Below are 19,562 nucleotides of genomic sequence, written 5' to 3' on the forward strand. Positions count from 1 at the left end.
ATTTATTTATCGCATCGAGCCGCCCGCTGGCACGTTCCTCGCTCAATAGAGAGCGCCGGATGTCCCGCTGGCCCGCGAGCCAGGGTTCACAAAGCCCTGCTGGTGCGCCGCCGCCGAACCTGGTTCGTCGCGGTCGCGCATGCCGCCATGGGCAGACGAAGGCAAACGGGCGCGCCAGGCGCTTCGCCCGGGTTCGAATCCCGGGGCGCCCTCCGTTCGGAAGCTCATAGGTAGAGCAGCCGGCGAAAGCCGGTGTGTAGCGGGTTCGAATCCCGCTCGAACACTGTCCGCAAGGACAGTCTCTTGATAGAAGCAGTACCCGCCGGTGCGGGCCGCAAGGCCCGCCGCGCGTCGGACCGGTTGCGGTTCCGCGCGATCGGCCGGACGGCCGCACGGCCCGCGCGAAGGCGCACGACGACGCGATGCAGGATGCGTCGCCGTGCCCTTCGGCGCCGGGCCGGCGCGCCGCCCGCCCGGTTGCGTCGCCCCGCGATCCGCACGATGCGCGTCACCCGGCGGTCAATGAAGAAAAGGACAAGAATATGTGGATGCGACATGTCGTGAAAAAGAACGAACGCGCGCTGCTGATGAATGAGGGCGATTTCGTGAAGGTGCTCGAACCGGGCGTGTTCAAGGCCTTCGATCCGTTCAAGCGCCTGACGGTGCAGACCGCGCGTCTCGACGCGCCGCTCGCCGACGCGGCCCTGGCCGACTACCTGCGTCACGACGCACCGGACGTGCTCGCGCAGCACTTCGTCGCGATGGATCTCGCCGACGATGAAGCCGGCCTGCGCTACGAAGACGACGTGCTCGTCGAGATCCTGGCGCCGGGCACGCGCCGGCTGTACTGGCGCGGCCTGACCGCGCACCGTCTCGAACGCGTCGATCTCGTGCAGGACAGCATGCTGCCGGCCGCGCTCGTGAAGCGCATCGCGCAACCGGCGCTGCGTGCGCGCGGCGTGGCGGGCCTGACGGGCGTGCTGCTGGCGCAGGTGCCGGCGTACCACGTCGGCGTGCTGAAGATCGACGGCAAGATCGAGCGGCTGATGGATGCGGGCGTATCGGCGTTCTGGCGCTTCAACCGCGACGTCGCGGTCGAACTCGTCGACCTGCGCGTGCAGGCGCTTGAAGTCGGCGGACAGGAAATCCTGACGCGCGACAAGGTCGCGCTGCGGCTGAACCTGTCGGCGACGTGGTGCTATGCGGACGTGCTGCATGCGTTCGGCCAGTTGCAGAAGCCGGTCGAACACCTGTATCGCGAGCTGCAGTTCGCACTGCGATCGGCGGTCGGCACGCGCTCGCTCGACGAACTGCTGGAAGACAAGCAGTCGATCGACGACGTCGTGATCACGCAGGTGCGTGCACGTCTCGGCCATTCCGGCGTGGAGGTGCGCAGCGTCGGCGTGAAGGATATCGTGCTGCCGGGCGACATGAAGGCGATCCTCGCGCAGGTGGTCGAAGCGGAGAAGTCCGCGCAGGCGAACGTGATTCGCCGCCGCGAGGAAACGGCGGCCACGCGTTCGCTGCTGAACACCGCGAAGGTGATGGAAGAAAACCCGACCGCGCTGCGGCTCAAGGAGCTGGAAACGCTCGAGCGCGTCGCGGAACGGATCGACCGAATCTCGGTATTCGGCGGTCTCGACCAGGTGCTGAACGGACTCGTCAGCATCAAGGGCGCGCAATGAACAGAAAGGCACGGCGCACGCGCGCCATGCCTCATGAACGAAGAAGCAAGGTGATGAACATGAGTGAACTGGACTACCAGGTAATGGAACTGGCCAACGGCAAGCCGGTGAAGATGTGGACGCAAGGCGTCGCTGTCGAGGACGAAGCGCGCGCGCAACTGCGCAACACCGCGCAGATGCCGTTCATCTTCAGCCACGTCGCGGTGATGCCGGACGTCCACCTCGGCAAGGGCTCGACGATCGGCAGCGTGATCCCGACGAAGGGCGCGATCATTCCGGCCGCGGTCGGCGTCGACATCGGCTGCGGAATGATGGCCGCGCGCACGACGCTGACGGGGTCCGACCTGCCCGATTCGCTCGCGGGCCTGCGCAGCGCGATCGAACGCGCGGTGCCGCACGGCCGCGCGCCGGGCCGCCGCGATCCGGGCGCGTGGGGCGACCGCACGCCGGCCGCCGTGACCGAATCGTGGAAGTCGCTGCAACCGGGCTTCCAGCGGATCGTCGACAAGTATCCGAAGCTGGAAAAGACGAACCACTACGCGCATCTCGGCACGCTCGGCACCGGCAACCACTTCATCGAAGTGTGCGTCGACGAAGCGGACCACGTGTGGTTCATGCTGCACAGCGGCTCGCGCGGCGTCGGCAACGCGATCGGCAGCCTGTTCATCGAACTCGCGCAGGCCGACATGCGGCAGCACATCGCGAACCTGCCGGATCGCAACCTCGCGTATTTCACCGAGGGCAGCCGGCACTTCGACGACTACGTCGAAGCGGTCGGTTGGGCGCAGGACTACGCGCGGCGCAACCGGCAGGCCATGATGGATGCGGTGATCGGCGCGGCGCGCGGCGTGATCGCGAAGCCGTTCTCGGTCGACGAACACGCGGTGAACTGCCACCACAACTACGTGCAGCGCGAACGCCACTTCGGCGAAGACGTGCTCGTGACGCGCAAGGGTGCGGTGTCCGCGCAGAAGGGGCAGCTCGGGATCATCCCCGGCTCGATGGGTGCGAAGAGCTTCATCGTGCGCGGGCTCGGCAACCCGGAAAGCTTCTGCTCGTGCAGCCACGGCGCGGGGCGGACGATGAGCCGTACCGAAGCAAAGCGCCGCTTCACGGTTGACGACCAGGTGAAGGCAACCCAGGGCGTCGAATGCCGGAAGGATGCGGGTGTCGTCGACGAAATCCCGATGGCCTACAAGGACATCGACGCGGTGATGGCGGCCCAGCGCAGCCTCGTCGAGGTGGTGCATACGCTGCGCCAGGTGGTGTGCGTGAAAGGATAGCGCGGTGCGCGGCCGATGGCCGGCGGCCGCGCACAACGAAAAGGAAACGACAACAATGAAAACGGAAAAATTGGCAACCGTGCGCAGCGCACACCCGGTCGACCCGGCCGTGCGGGCGCGCGTGCTGGCGGAGCTTGCGGAAGTCGAGCGCCGCCACGAGGTAAGCGTGCTGTTCGCATGCGAATCGGGCAGCCGCGGCTGGGGGTTCGCGTCGCCGGACAGCGATTACGACGTGCGCTTCGTGTATGCGCACCGGCGCGACTGGTACCTGAGCGTCGAACCGCAACGCGACGTGATCGAGCGGCCGCTCGACGACGAGCTCGACGTCAGCGGCTGGGAACTGCGCAAGGCACTGCAGTTGCTGCGCCGCTCGAACCCGACGCTGCTCGAATGGCTCGACTCGCCCGTCGTGTATCGCGAAGACGCACGCTGGGCGCCGCGGCTCCGGTCGCTGGCGTCGGCGTTCTTCTCGCCGGTGCGTGGGCGTCATCACTATCTCGCGATGGCGAAGAAGAACTTTCGCGGCTATCTGCAAGGCGACACGGTGCGTTACAAGAAGTACCTGTACGTGCTGCGGCCGCTGCTCGCGGTGCGCTGGATCGACATGGAGCTCGGGATGCCGCCGATGCGCTTCGCGGATCTCGTCGACGGTACCGTGCACGAGCCGGCGGTGCGCGCGGAGCTCGACGCTTTGCTTGCGCTGAAGATGAGCGCGAACGAAGGCGAATACGGGCCGCGCCGGCCGGCAATCCACGCGCTCGTCGAGGCGATGCTCGCCGATGCCGAACACGATCGCGAGTACAAGCGGCCGTGGGGCGACGTGGCGATGCTCGACACGTTCCTGCGCGACGTGGTCGACGGTCGATGAAAGGTGAACGGCGCGATGCCTGCGGGCGTCGCGCCGTTTTCGCATTCGCACTCGTCCGATCAATGCCGGCCAGCAACGTACGTGCCCGCACGCGACGCGTCGCCGCTGCGATCGCAGCCCATTGCGGCGGTATACTCGATGCCGTTCGGTAAAGCGCGCCGCCGCATGCGCCGCCGCATGCGCCGCAGCCCTCGACCTGCCCCGCTTGCTGACGATGCGCTTAAGCCGACGTCTTCCGCCCGCCCATCCACAGTCGATACGAACCGTCATGTCGCACCGCCTTTCGCTCGCCATCGCCGCCCTCCTCGCCGTTTCCCCGATCGCTGCGCAGGCTCGCCCGCTCGCGCGGCCGCCGGTCGAGCGCGACTTCAAGAACTGGTCGGTCGTCTGCGACAACGGCAACCGTTGCATTGCCGAAAGCCACGCGGACGATATCGACGACGCACGCACGCGCCTCATCCTGCGCGTGACGCGCGATGCCGGCCCCGACGCGCAAGCATCGCTCGACATTTACGCGTCGGCGCCGCTGGACCTGCGCACCGCACGCGTCGACGGCCGGCCGTTCGATGCGGCTCCCGGACAATGGCAGGCGTCCGGCGACAAGAATGACGACGCGCCCTCGTTCTGGATGCGTGCCCGGATGCGGACCAGCGATCCGGCAACGGTTGCCGCCTGGCTCGCCGCGACGCGCAACGGGCAACTGCTGAGCTTCGGCGATCCCGCGTCGGCCCATACCGCCCGCACGCCGTTGTCGGGATTGAGCGCCGCGCTGCTGCTGATCGACGACACGCAGGGCCGTGTCGGCACGGTCACGGCGCTGCTGCGCCCCGGCACCCGGCCCGCGTCGTCGGTGCCGGCCGCACCGGTACTACCGCCCGCCGTCGTGCCGGCGCCGCTGCCGGCCGCCGCCGTGTTGGCCGCCGAACAGGGCCCGCTCGTCGACGCGGTGCTCGCGAAATTCGGCAGCGACGTGAAGCAATGCGCGGCCGACGTCGAAGACGAAATGCCCGCAAGCGACCGCAGGAAGGCGTCGCGCGCGGTGGCGATCTCCGCCGACGAAGCGCTGGTCGCGATACCGTGCCAGACCAGCAGCCTGTATAACCACACCGACCTGTGGTATCGCGTGCGACGGACGACACCGTTCACGCCGACGGCGATGAATTTCGGCGAGAACGCGAATGCAGGACTCGATTCGGCATCCTTCGCGAACGAACTGACCGACGCCGGCTACGCCACGATCGGCGCGACGCTGTCGAGCAAGGTCCGGCTGCGCAGTGCCGGCGATTGCGGCTCGACCGCATCGTGGATCTTCGACGGCCGGCGCTTCATGCTCAACGACATCGCCACGCACGGCACCTGCAACGGCCTGTTCGACGATCAGTGGCCACGCCTGTATCGACGGGCCGATGCGGCAGCAAGCCCGCGCTGACGCCGCACGTCACGCGCCGACGATCGAGATCGAGAACCCGTCCCAGCCCTTCTGCCCGACCGTCTGCACGGCCGTCGTCGTGAGGTTCGGTTCGGCCGCGAAACGCGCGAACCCGTCGCGCACGCCGACCACGTCGGGCTCGCGATTGTCCGGATCGGCCACGCGCCCGCCGCGCACGACGTTGTCGACGACGATCACCGTGCCGGGCCGCGACAGCTTCAACGCCGCGTCGAGATAGACCGGGTTGCTGTCCTTGTCGGCATCGATGAAGATGAAATCGAACGGCGCTTCACCGGCATCGATGAGCCGCGCGAGGCTGTCCTTCGCGCTGCCGACCACCACCGTCACGACTTCCGAGAACCCGGCACGCGCGATGTTCCGCGTCGCGACTTTCGCGTGCTCGGGGTTCAGTTCGAGCGTCACGAGCGTGCCGCCCGGCGGCAACGCGCGCGCGAGCCAGATCGTGCTGTAGCCGCCGAGCGTGCCGATCTCGAGAATCCGGCGCGCGCCGCGGATCGTCGCGAGCAGTTGCAGCAGCTTGCCCTGGTTCGGCGCGACGTTGATCGCGGGCAGCCCGGCCGCGTCGCTTGCCGCCAGCGCGGCGTCGAGCACGTCGTCGGACGGCACGAGCGTCGCGGAGAAATACGCATCCACCTGGTTCCAATGATCCTGATTCATCGCACACCCCTTGTTTGCGGAAAAGGCATTTTATGCAGCGCGTCGCCATAAGCAACAAACCATTCGTTCTAAGGGTAGCCGCGCACGTACTCCTATAATCGCTCGACCACCACAACAACAGATGGAGCACCCATGACCGATCAGGCCGCATCGAACTGGCGCCTCGAAACCATCGCCGTGCACGGCGGTTATCGTCCCGACCCGACCACGCGCGCGGTCGCCGTACCGATCTACCAGACCGTTGCGTACGCATTCGACGACACGCAGCACGGCGCCGACCTGTTCGACCTGAAGGTCCAGGGCAACATCTACACGCGGATCATGAACCCGACGACAGACGTGCTCGAGCAGCGGATCGCCGCGCTCGAGGGCGGCATCGGCGCGCTGGCGCTTGCATCGGGGCAATCGGCCGTCACGTACGCGATCCAGACGATCGCCGAAGCCGGCGACAACATCGTGTCCGCGAGTTCGCTGTATGGCGGCACCTACAACCTGTTCGCCCATACGCTGCCGCAATACGGGATCACGACACGCTTCGCCGATCCGCGCGACCCCGCATCGTTCGAGCCGCTGATCGACGCGCGCACGAAGGCGATCTTCGCGGAATCGGTCGGCAACCCGCTCGGCAACGTCACCGACATCGCCGCGCTCGCGGAAGTCGCACATCGCCACGGGATCCCGCTGATCGTCGACAACACGGTGCCGTCGCCGTACCTGCTGCGCCCGTTCGAGCACGGCGCCGATATCGTCGTGCATTCGCTGACGAAGTATCTCGGCGGGCACGGCACGAGCCTCGGCGGCGCGATCGTCGATTCGGGCAAGTTCCCGTGGGCCGAGCACGCGGACCGCTTCAAGCGGCTGAACGAGCCCGACGTCAGCTATCACGGCGTCGTCTACACGGAAGCGTTCGGGCCGGCTGCCTATATCGGCCGCGCGCGCGTGGTGCCGCTGCGCAACATGGGCGCGGCAATCTCGCCGTTCAATGCCTTCCAGATCCTGCAGGGGATCGAGACGCTCGCGCTGCGCGTCGAGCGAATCAGCGACAACGCGCTGAAAATCGCGCAGCATCTCGCTCGCCACGAAAACGTCGAATGGGTGAACTATGCGGGCCTGCCCGATCACCCCGATCATCCGCTCGTCGCGCGCTACCTGTCGGGCCGCGCGCCGGGCATCCTGACGTTCGGCGTGAAGGGCCGCCGCAACGGCGGCGCGAAGTTCCAGGACGCGCTGAAGCTGTTCACGCGGCTCGTCAACATCGGCGACACGAAATCGCTCGCGACGCACCCGGCCTCGACGACGCACCGGCAACTGTCGCCGGCCGAACTCGCGAAGGCCGGCGTGAAGGAAGAAACGGTGCGGCTGTCGATCGGCATCGAGCATATCGACGACCTGCTCGCCGATCTCGACCAGGCGCTCGCGCAGCTTTGACCGGCACGGGCGCGCCGGCTTGCCGGTGCGCCCTGCATGAATAGGTTGACCTTGAAGCGGCTTCAAGGTGTTCAATCCCCGGTTGATACCGGGGTAACGCCCGGCGTGTACGAACCGTACCACGCAGCCGGGCAGCGCGACGCTGAGCCCCCTGCGGTACACCAACCGCCCGAGAGGCCTCATGACACCGACCGCGAAGCTTGCGCTGCTCACGTTACCGCCCGTGCTGGCGGCCTGTTTCGGCGCCCTTGCGGCCGCCTGGCGCGCACCCGGCCCGAAAACGTCGAGCGTCATCCAGCATTTCACCGGCGGTATCGTGTTTGCAGCCGCGGCGCTCGAACTGCTGCCGCAGGATCGCGCGCATGCGCTGTTTCCGGTCGTCGTCGGCTTCGTGCTCGGCATCGCGCTGATGCTCGCGATCCGCGCGCTGTCGGGCGCGATCGAGACGCGCTTCGAGGAAGCGCGGCTGCCCGTGAGCCTCATCATCGTCACCGCGATCGACCTCGTCATCGACGGCCTCGTGCTCGGCATCGCGTTCTCCGCGAGCGACGAAAGCGGCATCATCCTGACCGTCGCGCTGACGCTCGAGGTGCTGTTCCTCGCGCTGTCGGTCAGCGCAGCGCTCGCGGCCGCCGGCATCGGCCGCATGCTGTCGATCGTCGTACCGGTCGGGCTCGCGGCGCTGCTGAGCCTCGCGGCCGTTGCCGGCAACGCGGCCTTCGCCGGGCTTCCGCCCAATATCTACGCGGCGCTGCTCGGGCTGGGCACCGTCGCGCTGCTGTACCTCGTCACCGAAGAACTGCTGGTCGAAGCGCACGAGGTACCCGAAACGCCGTTCGCGACGGCCGCGTTCTTCATCGGCTTCATTGTGTTCTTCCTGATCGAAGGATCGGTGAAGGCCGGATAAGCCAGGCGCACACCGGCTACCACGTGGTCGCGCCCGCTGGATACGTATCGACGATGCGCGTGCCGTTGACGGGCGTCACGCCTTCGTTGCGCAGCGCGGCCCACAGGTCGATCGCATGTTCGCGCGACTTGCGGCTGCCGTCGTCGGTCAGCACGTTCAGCGCGATCACTTCGTCGCCTGTCGTCAGTTGCAGCTGCTCCTTCAGCTTGCGTGACTGATGCGACGCGGTGCGGATGTCGCCGAGCAGGATCCGCTTCTCCGCGACATTCGATCCGCCGTTGGCATCGGCGGGCACGAACGTCAGCCGGCCGTTGTCGACCTCGCATTGCCCGCGCGTGAACGTCGCGCTCCACTCGCCGGCCGGCACGGCCGCGAACTCGCAGCGCATCCGCTCGTTCGCGTGCCGGCCGACATCATGCGCCGACGCGTGCGACAACGCACGTTCCGGCCAGCCGGCCGCCATCGCGGTCGTCGACAACAGGCACGCCGCGAGCACGATTCCTTTTGCAAAATGGCGCATGACACGCTCCTCTTCGTGTTGGGGTGCAGCCGACGCGCACCGCGCCGGCCGGCCGCGAATGAACGATCAACGAACTGCAAAACGGTTGTCGTGCGCATCGACCAGTGGCGCCGTCTCGCCGCGATGCACCGTCGCGCGATGGATCTCCTGGTTGCGTGCGACGCTGGCCGGGCTTGCCGGGTAGTCGTGATTCGGGCTCGGAATCACGCCGTCGTGGCGCGCACGCACCAGTTCCTGACGGACTTCCTGCCGGGTCTTCTGCTGCGCGGCCACCACCTGCGAGAAGGCCGCCATCGACAGTGCGGCAGCGGCGACGACGATCATCGGTCGCGGCATGTTCATGTTGTTCGCTCCTTGCTGGAAATCCGTGACAGGAGCCTTCAGTTTGATCCGGCGGCGGTGCGGAATCGTGATCACAGCATGACGGTTTCGTCACTGCCGCGACATGCTCTGCATCGCACTGCGAATGAAAATGCGTCGTGGGCTTATGCGCCCATGACGCAGCGATGACATTCTTCTCATTTTCCCCTCACCTTCACGATCCGAACGCTTTCCAGAATCGGCAGCGCGACTGCGAGATTCCGCGCCCGCCGGCACGACGTGCGGCGCGGAATCGACCGATGTACGAATCGATCCTCTTGAACTTCGGGGACACACCATGAAAACTCCCGTTCGGCTCGCGATGATGTCGGGTGCGATGCTCGCGACCGCTAACGCGGTACACGCGTCGGAAGTCACGCTATCCGGCCTGTTCGATACGTCGCTGACGTATGTATGGAACGCCAATGCGGACGGCAGGAATCTCGCCGGCCTCGAAAGCGTGCGCCGGGGCACGCCGGCGCTCGGCCGCCAGGACGACGCGCTCGCGGCTGTCGCGTGGCCGAGTTGCGCCAGCGGTTCTGAACGCGGCGGCCCTACGCGCCGCGTGACAAAAATTTCATGTTCCGATCAGGTTCGCGAAGCGTCGTGTCGCTACGATCGGAAACGTGACGGGCAGCGCCCGTTCCAGACCACGCAAGCGGGTCGCTGCCGCACGGCACGTCACGCGTTAGGCCCGGACACGTCGAGTGCCGGGCCTTTTTTTGTTGCGTTCCCGACGATCAGGGCGCTGAATTTCGCCGAGGGAACAGGCAATTATGCGTTTTTACATACAGGTTCGGATTGCCGCAGCGATGCCCGGCATAGTCGATCTGCTCGCCGGGCATGAGGTCGGCCGGCACCGGCTTGCGCGCGGCGGCTGGCGCGGTCGGTATGGTGCCGGAACGTGTCGATGCGCAGCCCGCGAACAACGGGACGATCAGGACTGCGATCAAGGCTAGGCGAATGGCGGGACGATGCACTTTTCAGTCCGGTGTGAAAGTCAGAACAGGGCCGCCCGCTTTCGATGCTGCTGTCGCGAACGGCACAAATGCCGTCGGCCGCGTCGGCCATCGGCAGACTGCATGTTCCGCTTGCCGCTCATCGCGCCCATGACCCGAACATGACGATTGCGTCATGTCGGTCGCGCCCGAACGGCACATCTTCGCGTTGCGCAATCTGACGCATTTTTCATCTCGCGATCACGATCACGCACGGCTGCTTTCGCATACTGGGTCCATGGTTCGCCACCCGGCGGCCCTGATCAAGGAGAGCACTCGATGAAAACCGCAAAACTCGCAGCACTGTTCGTCACCGCCACGCTGTCGCTCGGCCTGGCCACGCAGGCCGCGTTCGCGCAGACGCAAACGCAGGGCAAGACCCGCACGCAGGTCGTCAATGAACTGAAGCAGGCGCAGCACGACGGCGTCGTGCCGACGAGCAAGACGCAATACCCGCCGACCGGCGAGCTCATCGCACGCAACAAGGAGCTTCACGGGATTTCGGTGCATGGCGGCGAGAAGAAGCCGCAGGCCGACAATCACGACAGCCTGACCGCGCGGTAATGACCCTCGGCCACACGACCGCGGGCAGCGCGCCGCGCGCGGCCGCCGCATGGCGAACGCGCGGGCGGGCCTGCCCGCGGTGTCAAGTGCTGATGGCCGCCGGCCGTTTCAGCTCGGCCGGCTGGCGCGGAAAGCGCAACCAGAACGTCGTGCGTCGGCCGGGGTCGCTGTCGACACCGCATTCGCCGCCGTGGTTGTCCATGATCGACCGGACGATCGCGAGGCCGAGCCCCGTCCCCGACGCCGAATTGTGCCGCGACGGATCGACGCGATAGAAACGCTCGAAGATCCGCCCGGCATGCTCCGCTGCAATGCCGGGCCCGGAATCCGACACGGCGATCGTCGTCGCACCACGCTGCGCCACGCAATCGATCGTCACGATGCTGCCGCGCGGCGCGTAGGCCAGCGCATTCGACAGCAGGTTGCTCAACGCGCGCTGATACAGCATCAGATCCGCATCGACCCACGCATGGCCGTCGATCTTCACCGTCACGCCGGCATCCTCCGCCAGCGGCTCGTAGTAGCCGGCGACGCGCCCGGCCTCCTCCGCCGCATCCAGGCGCCGCACGTCGATCGACGTGCCGGCCTGTTCCGAGCGCGCGAGAAACAGCATGTCCTCGATCATCCGCGACAGCCGCTGGTATTCGTCGATGCTCGACTCGATCACGTTCCGGTATTCATCCGCGCTGCGCGGCTGCGACAGCACGACCTGCGCGGCCGCCTGCAGGTTCGTGAGCGGCGTGCGCATGTCGTGTGCGAGATTCGACGAGAACTGGCTCAGCCGCGTGAACGATTCGTTCAGCCGTTCGAGCATCCCGTTGAACGCATGCTCGAGCTCCTTCAGTTCGCCGGCCGTATCGAGTTCCGGCAACGGATGAGCGAGCCGGCTCGTCGACATCTGCTCGGCGCGCGCAGCGAACCGCCGCAGCGGGCTCAGCCCCAGCGCCGCAATGCCATACGCGATCGCGGCCGCGAGCACCACGCCGAACACCTCGATCACGACGATCGTATAGGCATGCGTGCGCAGCAGCAGCACGTCGGCGCTGCGGTCGTACTGCACCGCGACGCGCACCACGGGCGCACCCGCGCCCGTGCCGGCCAGCGGCACATTCGTCACCAGGTACTGGTGCCGCGCGCCGGGCGGCGCGACGCCGACCGGCACGCGCCCGGCATCCAGCGACATCAGCGGCGCATACATACGGAAGCCGGGCGTGCCGACCACGCGCGTACCCGCGGCATCGAAGATCGCGAGATCCATGTTCGGATGGCCGTGCAACTGGTCGATCCAGATGTCGGTATTGCGCGCGACGTCGGCCGTCGAGCGCGCTTCGGCCAGGTGCGCGCCCAACGCGGCGGAAATCCCGGCCATCTGCTCGGCCGCCGTCGTTTCGACGCGATTGCTCAGCGCCTCGTAGAGTGCAACGCCGCTCGACGCGAGAATCACCGACGTCGACAGGATGATCAGCGCGGTCAAGCGTCCGCGCAGCGTGCGCGGCAGCAGGCGCGCGATCATGCCGCCGCGCCGCCGCGCGCCTCGAGCACGTAGCCCATCCCGCGCACGGTGTGGATCAGCTTCGGGTCGTACGCGTCGTCGATCTTCGAGCGCAGCCGGCGGATTGCCGAATCGACGACGTTCGTGTCGCTGTTGAAATTCATGTCCCAGACCTGCGACGCGATCGTCGCGCGCGGCAGGATCTCGCCCTCGCGGCGCATCAGCAGCCACAGCAGTGCGAATTCCTTCGCGGTCAGCAGGATCGTGTCGCCCTGCCGCGTGGCCTTGCGGCGCGTCAGGTCGAGTTCGAGGTCGGCCACGCGCAGCGTGTTCGAATCGCGCGGCTGGCCGCGCCGCAGGATCGACTTGATGCGCGCGGTCAGCTCGACGAAGTCGAACGGCTTGGCGAGATAGTCGTCGGCGCCGAGCTCGAGCCCCTTCACGCGATCGCCGACATCGTCGCGCGCGGTCAGGAACAGTACGGGCGTCGACTTGCTGCGCCGCAGGTTCTGCAATAGCGTCCAGCCGTCCTGCCCGGGCAGCATCACATCGAGCACGAGCAGGTCGTATTCCTCGGTCTCGGCCTGATGCTGGCCCGTGATGCCGTCCTCGACCCAATCGACGACATAGCCGGCCTCGGTCAGGCCCTTGCGCAGGTACGCGCCCGTCTTCGGTTCATCTTCGACAATCAGAATTCGCATCACGCATTACCCTTGAAGAAACCCAGCCGGCGCAGCACGCCCGAGCCGAAGCCGCCACGCAACACGGCACGCCACGACACCGCATGGCTGACGCGGTACAGCACGGGCAGCACCAGCAGCGTCAGCGCCGTGGACGACAGGATACCGCCGATCACGACCGTCGCGAGCGGGCGCTGCACCTCGGCGCCGGTGCCGGTCGCGAACGCCATCGGCAGGAAGCCGAGCGACGCGACGAGCGCGGTCATCAGCACCGGCCGCAGCCGCGTGAGCGCGCCTTCGCGCACGGCGGCCTCGAGCGGCATCCCTTCGTCGCGCAGGTTGCGGATGAACGAGATCATCACGAGCCCGTTGAGCACGGCCACGCCCGACAGCGCGATGAAGCCGACCGCCGCCGTGATCGACAGCGGAATCCCGCGCAGCCACAGCGACACGACGCCGCCGCTCAGCGCGAACGGGATGCCGGTGAACACGAGCAGCCCGTCCTTCACGTTGTTGAACATCACGAACAGCAGCACGAACACCATGAACAGCGCGAGCGGCACGACGAGCTTCAGGCGCTCGCTCGCGCTCTGCAGCTGCTCGAACTGGCCGCCCCACGACACCCAGTAGCCGGCCGGCACGCGCACGTCCTGCTGCAACTGCTCGCGCGCATCGGCGACGAACGAGCCGACGTCGCGGCCGCGCACGTTCGCGCTGACGACCACCCGCCGCTTGCCGTCCTCGCGGCTGATCTGGTTCGGGCCCGGCGCGACGTCGATCGTCGCGAGTTCGGCCAGCGGCACGTACGGTGCCGCCGCGAGCGGCGCGCTGGCGCCGGCCGCCGGCGCGGGCAGCGCGATCGGCAGCCGCTTGATCGCCTCGATGTCCGAGCGCAGCTCGTCGGGCAGCCGCACGACGATGTCGAAGCGGCGGTCGCCCTGGAACAGCGTGCCGGCCTTCTGCCCGCCGACGGCCGCGGCCACCGAGTCCTGCAAGTCCGCAACGCTCACGCCGTAGCGCGCGAGCTTGTCGCGGTCGAGGTTGACCGTCAGCACCGGCAGGCCGGTGGTCTGCTCGACCTTCACCTCCGACGCGCCCGGCACCTTCTGCAGCGCGGCCGCGATCTGCTCGCCGGTCTGGTTCAGCACGGCCATGTCGTCGCCGAAGATCTTCACCGCGACGTCGCTGCGCACGCCCGAGATCAGCTCATTGAAGCGCAGCTGGATCGGCTGCGAGAACTCGTATGCGTTGCCCGGCAGCTCGGCGAGCGCGTCCTCGATTTCGCGCACGAGCTGGTCGCGCGGCTTCTTCGGGTCGGGCCACTTGTCGGCAGGCTTCAGCATGATGTAGCCGTCCGACAGGTTCGGCGGCATCGGGTCGGCCGCGATCTCGGCCGTGCCGGTGCGCGCGAACACGCGCTCGATCTCGGGGAAGCGCGCCTTCAGCGTCTTCTCGATCGACTTCTGCATCTCGACCGACTGCGACAGGCTCGTGCCGGGAATCCGCAATGCGGCAACGGCCAGGTCACCTTCGTTGAGGCTCGGGATGAACTCGCTGCCGAGCCGCGTGGCGAGCCCGAGCGTGGCCAGCACGATCACGCCGGCACCGATCATCACACGCGCGGGGCGCGTCATGAACGCGGCGAGCACCGGTTCGTACGCGCGCCGCGCCCAGCCCATCAGCCGGTTCTCCTTCTCCTCGACACGCTCGCCGATGAACAGCGCGACGGCTGCCGGAATGAACGTGACGGTCAGCACCATCGCGGCCGCGAGCGCCATCACGACGGTGATCGCCATCGGGTGGAACATCTTGCCTTCGACGCCCGTCAGCGCAAAGATCGGCAGGTACACGACCATGATGATCAGTTGCCCGAAGATCAGCGCCCGGCGCGCCTCCTGCGACGCACCGAACACCTCCGCGAAGCGCTCGTCGCGCGTGAGCGGCCGGCCGGCGGCGGCCTGCGCATGCGCGAGCCGCCTCACGCAGTTCTCGACGATCACCACCGCACCGTCGACGATGATCCCGAAGTCGAGCGCGCCGAGACTCATCAGGTTCGCGCTCACCTTCGCGTTGACCATCCCGGTGAAGGTCATCAGCATCGACAGCGGGATCACGAGCGCGGTGATCAGCGCCGCGCGCATGTTGCCGAGGAACAGGAACAGCACGGCGATCACGAGGATCGCACCTTCGAGCAGGTTCTTCTTCACCGTCGCGACGGCCTTTTCGACGAGCACGGTGCGGTCATACACCGGAATCGCCTTCACGCCCGACGGCAGCGTGCGGTTCACGTCTTCCATCTTCGCGGCGACGGCCTTCGCGACCGTGCGGCTGTTCTCGCCCATCAGCATGAAGACCGTGCCGAGCACGACCTCCTCGCCGTCCGACGTCGCCGCGCCGGTGCGCAGCTCGCGGCCGATGTCGACCACCCCGACATCCTTCATCCGCACCGGCACGCCGCCGACGTTGGTCAGCACGATGTTCGCGATATCGTCGACGGTGCGCGCCTGGCCCGGCACGCGCACGAGATACTGCTCGCCGCGCTTCTCGATGTAGCCGGCGCCGACGTTGTCGTTGTTGCGTTCCAGCGCGCGCACGACGTCGGCGAGCGTCAGCCCGTACGACATCAGCTTCGCCGGATTCGGCGCGACGCGGTATTCCTTCACGTAGCCGCCGATCGAGTTGACCTCGGTCACGCCGCGCACGTTGCGCAGCTGCGGCCTGACGACCCAGTCCTGCAGCTCGCGCAGGTCGGCCGCGGTATAGCGCGTGCCGTCGGGCTTGCGCGCGGCGGCATCGGCTTCGACGGTCCACAGGTAGATCTCGCCGAGGCCCGTCGACGTGGGCCCCATCGCGGGTGCGATGCCGGCCGGCAGCTTGTCCTTCGCTTCCTGGATGCGCTCGTTGACGAGCTGTCGCGCGAAGTAGATGTCGGTGCCGTCCTTGAAGATCACGGTGACCTGCGACAGCCCGTAGCGCGAGATCGAGCGTGTCTGCTCGAGGCCCGGCAGGCCGGCCATCACGGTCTCGACCGGATAGGTGATGCGCTGCTCGGCCTCGAGCGGCGAATAGCCGGGTGCGGACGTGTTGATCTGGACCTGCACGTTGGTGATGTCGGGCACCGCGTCGATCGGCAGCTTCTGGTAGCTGAACACGCCCAGCGCGGCCACGGCCGCGATCGCCAGCATCACGAGCCAGCGGTGTGCAATCGCAAAGCGGATCAGGCGCTCAAACATGACGGGATTCCTTGAAACGGGGCACGGTCACCTTCGACGGACGGGCCGCCCGGCCGGTCACCCGGCGGGCCGGAAACCGCACCTCGAACCGGGCTGCGCACCGGGCCGCGAATCGGGCCGCATACCGGGCCGCGCATCGCGCGGCGGCGCACACACGACGCTCATTCATGTTCAGCGCTCCCCTTGCCGAGTTCGGCCTTCAGCACGAAACTGTTCGACGCCGCGTATTCCTGGCCCGGCTTGAGCCCCTTCAGCACCTCGGTCGCACGTTCGTCGCGCCGCCCCGTCTCGACGGCCTGGGCGACGAAACCCTTCGACGAGCGCACGAAGACGGAAGGTGCGCCGTCGACGTCCTGCAGCGCGTCGCTCGCAACCGCGAGCGGCACGCCCTGCTTGCCCGCGTCGACCGACACGTTCACGAACATCCCGGGCCGCCACACGCCGTCCGGGTTCGGCAGCACGACGCGCGCCGGCGCGGTGCGCGTCTGTTCGCCGAGCAGCGAACCCACGTACGCGATCGGGCCGCTCGAACGCGATTCGAACGCGGTCGCGATGACCGTCGCGTCGCGGCCGACACGCACGTCGTTGAGCCGCTGCGCCGGCACGGCCATCTCGGCCCATACCGTCGACAGGTCGGAGATCACGAACATGCTGGCATCGGCGGCGATCGCTTCGCCCGGCGTCGCATGCTTCTCGACGATCGTGCCCGCGAACGGCGCGCGCAGTTCGTAGCGGTTCAGCGCGCCCGCGCCGGCCGGTGCATTCAGCGCGGCGAGCTTCTGCCGCGCGTTCTGCACGGCGATCTCGGCTTCGCGCAACTGCACCTGCGCCTGCTGGTAGTCCTGCTCGGCCGAAATGCGCTCCTGCCACAGCGTGCGTTCGCGCTCGTAGGTTGCCCTTGCGCCGGAGAGCCGGCGCTCGGCCGTCAGCAGCTCGCTGCGCCGGTCGGCCAGATCGGTGCTCGCGATCACGGCCAGCACCTGCCCCTTCGCGACGTTCTGCCCGAGCGACACCGACACCTGCTCGACGATGCCGGCCACGCGCGGCACCACGTGCGCGGTGCGATCCTCGTTGAACTTGATCTCGCCCGGCAACTGGAACGGCGTCGCGATCTGCGCCGGGCCGGCCTTCGCGAGCGCGATCTTCGAGGTTGCCAGCTGCGCGTCGGTCAGCGCGATCGCGCCGTCGGCGCGGGCGAACGGGAACGATGCGGCTTCGTTGCCCGCCTTCACGTCGATCGTCGCATCGAATACGTGCGGCTTCGCAATCGACTGCGCGGACACGAACTTCTGGCCGGCCGCGTCGAAACGCAGGGGTTCATGCGTGCGGTCGTAGCGAACCAGCGTGCCGGACACGGTGACGCCCTTGTCGGCAGGCTTGCCGTCGACGAACGGGTACACGATGAGGCGCGCATCGCCGGGCTTCTCCGTCATCACGATTTCGACGGACAGCTTGCCGCGCTTGAGCACGACACCGCCACGCTCGCCCGCGGCTTCGGCGGATGAAGCGGCTCCGGAAGCGGCCGACGCGGACGCGCCGTTGCCGCCGCTGTTGCGCGTGACGCCGAGTGCGCCGAGGACGATCCCGGCACTGCCGAGCACGACCGCCGCGATAATCAGGATTCTGCTGCGTGACATGGTGATCCTTCAGGTAAAAGAGGCGCCTGTTGCGCTACTGCGTAACCGGCCCGAGCAGCTCGAGCGGCGTACCGACGAGCCGGCCGATGTCGGCGCGGGCCGCATGGGCATCGGCGAGCGCGCGCACGTATTGCGACTGGCCCTGGAACAGCGTGCGCTGCGCGTCGAGCACGTCGAGGAAGCTGAACTTCCCGAGTTCGTAGCCGCGCGACATTGCATCGAGTGCGAGGCGCGCGGCCGGCAGGATGTCGGCCTTCAGCCGTTGTGCCTCCTGCGCGGCGGCTTCGAAATTCGCGTACGCCTGCGTGAGGTCCAGCCGCAGGCGCGTGCGTTCGCGATCGAGATCGGCGTTCGCGCGCTCGGCCTTGTGCGCCGCCTCGAGCAGCGCGCCCTTGTTGGTGTTGAACAGCGGAATCGGGATCGACACGCCGACCACGGCCTGGTTGTCCGGCACGCCGCCCGTGGTCACGCGCTTCACGCCGGCACTGATCGTCACGTCCGGAATGCGCCGCGCGCGTTCGAGCGACACGGCCGCGTTCGAGCGCAGCATCTCGGCGCGCGCGATCCGCGCGAGCGGAGCGTCGTCGAGCTGCGCGGTCAGCGCGGATAACGACTCGACCGGCGGCACGGCTTCGAGATCGCCGCGCACCGCAAGCCGGCCGTCGCGCGCCTCGCCCATCACCGCGTTCAGCTTCTCGCGCGCGACCTCGACTCGGCCGCGCGCGGTCACGACTTCGATCTGCACGCCGGCCGCCGCCACGTGCGCCTTGGTCGCCTCGACCGGCGACACCTTGCCGGCCTGGGCACGGCGGCTCGCAAGATCCGCGGAGCGCGCGGCGATCGCGGCCGATTCCTCGGTCACCTGAAGCTGGCGCTGCGCGGCGAGCAGCCCGTAGAACGCGGCGATCACGTCGGCGCGCACGACGGCGCCCTGCTCGTCGAGCGATGCATTGGCCGCTTCCCTGCCATACGACGCGACATCGAGCCGCGCGCTGCGCTTGCCGCCGAGTTCGATCGTCTGGTTGATCAGCACGGTCGACGTGCGTTCGGCGCGACGAAACCCTTCCTGCAGGAACGACACTTCGGGATTGGGGCGCGCACCGGCCTGCATCAGCGCGCCGGCCGACGCATCGACGTCCGCGCGCGCGCCGCGCAGCGCCGGATTGTTCCGGATCGCGACCGACAGCGCATCGGAAAGCGTCAACGAGGTGGAGGGAAGCGCGTCGGGGGGCGGTGCGCCGATCGGCGCGGCGCTGCCGGAGGCAGCCGGGGCCGGCCCCGGTGACAGCGACAGCTGCGCATGAGCCGTCGTGGCCATCGCAAAGACAACGGCCACGGCGAGGTTGAGCTTGAGCATGTTCGGTTCTGCGGTAACGGTTCGCGACCGATGCTACGGTCCGGCCGCAGTGCGAACATGAGGCGAAGATGATATTTCCGTCATCTTGGGGGCGGTGTAATCGCCAAGCCAGCGTGCGTATCTGCCCTGATAGCCAGCTGTATGCGGCACCTAAGCGCTCGCGTGCGATCCGACGCTGCCGTCAGCATTCACCAGACTCGTCGCGTCAATTCCGATCACTCAATTCGGCCATGCCAGAGTCACAAGAAATTCTGCATCCCGAAATTTCTAACTAGTTCTATAGACATCTTCCCTTGAAAAGATGACTGTTCAAGGTTCCGGAAACGCGAACGGAACCATGCCGTTTTATGTCCCCAAGGTCGGGCGGCATCCTCGAAAATCTACACAGCGAGACTTTGAATAAATGAACAATTTCTCCGGTCATAATGAATATGACTTTGATT

At 67.4% G+C, this 19,562-nt stretch carries 16 protein-coding genes and 1 tRNA gene; 9 read left to right on the top strand and 8 right to left on the bottom strand.

Features of this window, described 5'->3' with window-relative positions; all coding sequences use genetic code 11:
* The first annotated feature begins 213 nt into the window (after positions 1-213).
* From B7G54_RS20690 to B7G54_RS20710, 5 genes are all read left to right on the top strand, one after another.
* Positions 214-284: transfer RNA gene (locus tag B7G54_RS20690), tRNA-Phe, on the top strand.
* 258 nt (positions 285-542) lie between these two features.
* Entirely contained in the window at positions 543-1,685 is a 1,143-nt protein-coding gene (locus B7G54_RS20695; RefSeq protein WP_085040802.1) for a slipin family protein, read from the top strand.
* Positions 1,686-1,744: 59 nt separating this feature from the next.
* Positions 1,745-2,968: an RtcB family protein gene (locus B7G54_RS20700; protein ID WP_085040803.1), complete on the top strand. Its 1,224-nt coding sequence runs from the start codon at positions 1,745-1,747 to the stop codon at positions 2,966-2,968.
* Between the two features lie 55 nt (positions 2,969-3,023).
* A complete protein-coding gene (locus B7G54_RS20705; RefSeq protein WP_085040765.1) occupies positions 3,024-3,836 on the top strand; it encodes a nucleotidyltransferase domain-containing protein in 813 nt (270 codons plus the stop codon).
* A gap of 268 nt (positions 3,837-4,104) precedes the next feature.
* Positions 4,105-5,265, top strand: coding sequence for a DUF1176 domain-containing protein (locus B7G54_RS20710; RefSeq protein ID WP_085040766.1), 1,161 nt, complete (start codon positions 4,105-4,107; stop codon positions 5,263-5,265).
* 9 nt (positions 5,266-5,274) lie between these two features.
* On the opposite strand, the gene B7G54_RS20715 is transcribed toward B7G54_RS20710, so the two are convergent.
* Positions 5,275-5,943, bottom strand: a complete 669-nt coding sequence (locus tag B7G54_RS20715) for an O-methyltransferase (RefSeq protein WP_085040767.1) — start codon at positions 5,941-5,943, stop codon at positions 5,275-5,277.
* A gap of 132 nt (positions 5,944-6,075) precedes the next feature.
* Here B7G54_RS20715 and B7G54_RS20720 point away from each other — a divergent pair, with 132 nt between their 5' ends.
* Both B7G54_RS20720 and B7G54_RS20725 read left to right on the top strand, forming a co-directional pair.
* Positions 6,076-7,371, top strand: coding sequence for an O-acetylhomoserine aminocarboxypropyltransferase/cysteine synthase family protein (locus B7G54_RS20720; protein WP_085040768.1), 1,296 nt, complete (start codon positions 6,076-6,078; stop codon positions 7,369-7,371).
* Between the two features lie 181 nt (positions 7,372-7,552).
* The gene (locus B7G54_RS20725) at positions 7,553-8,278 is read left to right on the top strand and encodes a ZIP family metal transporter (protein ID WP_085040769.1); all 726 of its coding nucleotides are present in this window, start codon (positions 7,553-7,555) and stop codon (positions 8,276-8,278) included.
* Positions 8,279-8,294: 16 nt separating this feature from the next.
* Here the strand turns inward: B7G54_RS20725 and B7G54_RS20730 are convergent, their stop codons facing one another.
* Together B7G54_RS20730 and B7G54_RS20735 are read right to left on the bottom strand one after the other, a co-directional pair.
* Positions 8,295-8,798, bottom strand: coding sequence for a hypothetical protein (locus tag B7G54_RS20730; RefSeq protein WP_085040770.1), 504 nt, complete (start codon positions 8,796-8,798; stop codon positions 8,295-8,297).
* A gap of 66 nt (positions 8,799-8,864) precedes the next feature.
* A complete protein-coding gene (locus B7G54_RS20735; RefSeq protein ID WP_085040804.1) occupies positions 8,865-9,140 on the bottom strand; it encodes a DUF4148 domain-containing protein in 276 nt (91 codons plus the stop codon).
* 316 nt (positions 9,141-9,456) lie between these two features.
* On the opposite strand from B7G54_RS20735, the gene B7G54_RS39780 reads away from it, so the two are divergent.
* Positions 9,457-10,005, top strand: a complete 549-nt coding sequence (locus B7G54_RS39780) for a hypothetical protein (RefSeq protein ID WP_244289392.1) — start codon at positions 9,457-9,459, stop codon at positions 10,003-10,005.
* A 430-nt stretch (positions 10,006-10,435) separates the two neighbouring features.
* Positions 10,436-10,720 (top strand): DUF4148 domain-containing protein, encoded by a 285-nt coding sequence (locus B7G54_RS20750; protein WP_085040772.1) that lies wholly within the window; start codon positions 10,436-10,438, stop codon positions 10,718-10,720.
* 82 nt (positions 10,721-10,802) lie between these two features.
* Here the strand turns inward: B7G54_RS20750 and B7G54_RS20755 are convergent, their stop codons facing one another.
* From B7G54_RS20755 to B7G54_RS20775, 5 genes are all read right to left on the bottom strand, one after another.
* Positions 10,803-12,233, bottom strand: a complete 1,431-nt coding sequence (locus B7G54_RS20755) for a heavy metal sensor histidine kinase (protein WP_085040773.1) — start codon at positions 12,231-12,233, stop codon at positions 10,803-10,805.
* Positions 12,230-12,913, bottom strand: coding sequence for a heavy metal response regulator transcription factor IrlR (gene irlR / locus B7G54_RS20760; RefSeq protein WP_021157388.1), 684 nt, complete (start codon positions 12,911-12,913; stop codon positions 12,230-12,232). Before irlR ends, B7G54_RS20755 begins: the two co-directional genes overlap by 4 nt.
* The gene (locus B7G54_RS20765; RefSeq protein ID WP_085040774.1) at positions 12,913-16,125 is read right to left on the bottom strand and encodes an efflux RND transporter permease subunit; all 3,213 of its coding nucleotides are present in this window, start codon (positions 16,123-16,125) and stop codon (positions 12,913-12,915) included. Before B7G54_RS20765 ends, irlR begins: the two co-directional genes overlap by 1 nt.
* A gap of 161 nt (positions 16,126-16,286) precedes the next feature.
* The gene (locus B7G54_RS20770) at positions 16,287-17,762 is read right to left on the bottom strand and encodes an efflux RND transporter periplasmic adaptor subunit (RefSeq protein WP_085040775.1); all 1,476 of its coding nucleotides are present in this window, start codon (positions 17,760-17,762) and stop codon (positions 16,287-16,289) included.
* 34 nt (positions 17,763-17,796) lie between these two features.
* Positions 17,797-19,119, bottom strand: coding sequence for a TolC family protein (locus B7G54_RS20775; RefSeq protein ID WP_085040776.1), 1,323 nt, complete (start codon positions 19,117-19,119; stop codon positions 17,797-17,799).
* Between the last annotated feature and the right edge of the window lie 443 nt (positions 19,120-19,562).

Origin of the sequence: Burkholderia puraquae (genome assembly GCF_002099195.1) — a bacterium.
Taxonomy (GTDB): domain Bacteria; phylum Pseudomonadota; class Gammaproteobacteria; order Burkholderiales; family Burkholderiaceae; genus Burkholderia; species Burkholderia puraquae.

What these genes read in the sequence shown, in the direction of transcription:
- B7G54_RS20695 (WP_085040802.1), top strand. Translation starts at nt 543, where the DNA reads ATGTGGATGCGACATGTCGTGAAAAAGAACGAACGCGCGCTGCTGATG.
- B7G54_RS20700 (WP_085040803.1), top strand. Translation starts at nt 1,745, where the DNA reads ATGAGTGAACTGGACTACCAGGTAATGGAACTGGCCAACGGCAAGCCG.
- B7G54_RS20705 (WP_085040765.1), top strand. Translation starts at nt 3,024, where the DNA reads ATGAAAACGGAAAAATTGGCAACCGTGCGCAGCGCACACCCGGTCGAC.
- B7G54_RS20710 (WP_085040766.1), top strand. Translation starts at nt 4,105, where the DNA reads ATGTCGCACCGCCTTTCGCTCGCCATCGCCGCCCTCCTCGCCGTTTCC.
- B7G54_RS20715 (WP_085040767.1), bottom strand. Translation starts at nt 5,943, where the DNA reads ATGAATCAGGATCATTGGAACCAGGTGGATGCGTATTTCTCCGCGACG.
- B7G54_RS20720 (WP_085040768.1), top strand. Translation starts at nt 6,076, where the DNA reads ATGACCGATCAGGCCGCATCGAACTGGCGCCTCGAAACCATCGCCGTG.
- B7G54_RS20725 (WP_085040769.1), top strand. Translation starts at nt 7,553, where the DNA reads ATGACACCGACCGCGAAGCTTGCGCTGCTCACGTTACCGCCCGTGCTG.
- B7G54_RS20730 (WP_085040770.1), bottom strand. Translation starts at nt 8,798, where the DNA reads ATGCGCCATTTTGCAAAAGGAATCGTGCTCGCGGCGTGCCTGTTGTCG.
- B7G54_RS20735 (WP_085040804.1), bottom strand. Translation starts at nt 9,140, where the DNA reads ATGAACATGCCGCGACCGATGATCGTCGTCGCCGCTGCCGCACTGTCG.
- B7G54_RS39780 (WP_244289392.1), top strand. Translation starts at nt 9,457, where the DNA reads ATGAAAACTCCCGTTCGGCTCGCGATGATGTCGGGTGCGATGCTCGCG.
- B7G54_RS20750 (WP_085040772.1), top strand. Translation starts at nt 10,436, where the DNA reads ATGAAAACCGCAAAACTCGCAGCACTGTTCGTCACCGCCACGCTGTCG.
- B7G54_RS20755 (WP_085040773.1), bottom strand. Translation starts at nt 12,233, where the DNA reads ATGATCGCGCGCCTGCTGCCGCGCACGCTGCGCGGACGCTTGACCGCG.
- irlR (WP_021157388.1), bottom strand. Translation starts at nt 12,913, where the DNA reads ATGCGAATTCTGATTGTCGAAGATGAACCGAAGACGGGCGCGTACCTG.
- B7G54_RS20765 (WP_085040774.1), bottom strand. Translation starts at nt 16,125, where the DNA reads ATGTTTGAGCGCCTGATCCGCTTTGCGATTGCACACCGCTGGCTCGTG.
- B7G54_RS20770 (WP_085040775.1), bottom strand. Translation starts at nt 17,762, where the DNA reads ATGTCACGCAGCAGAATCCTGATTATCGCGGCGGTCGTGCTCGGCAGT.
- B7G54_RS20775 (WP_085040776.1), bottom strand. Translation starts at nt 19,119, where the DNA reads ATGCTCAAGCTCAACCTCGCCGTGGCCGTTGTCTTTGCGATGGCCACG.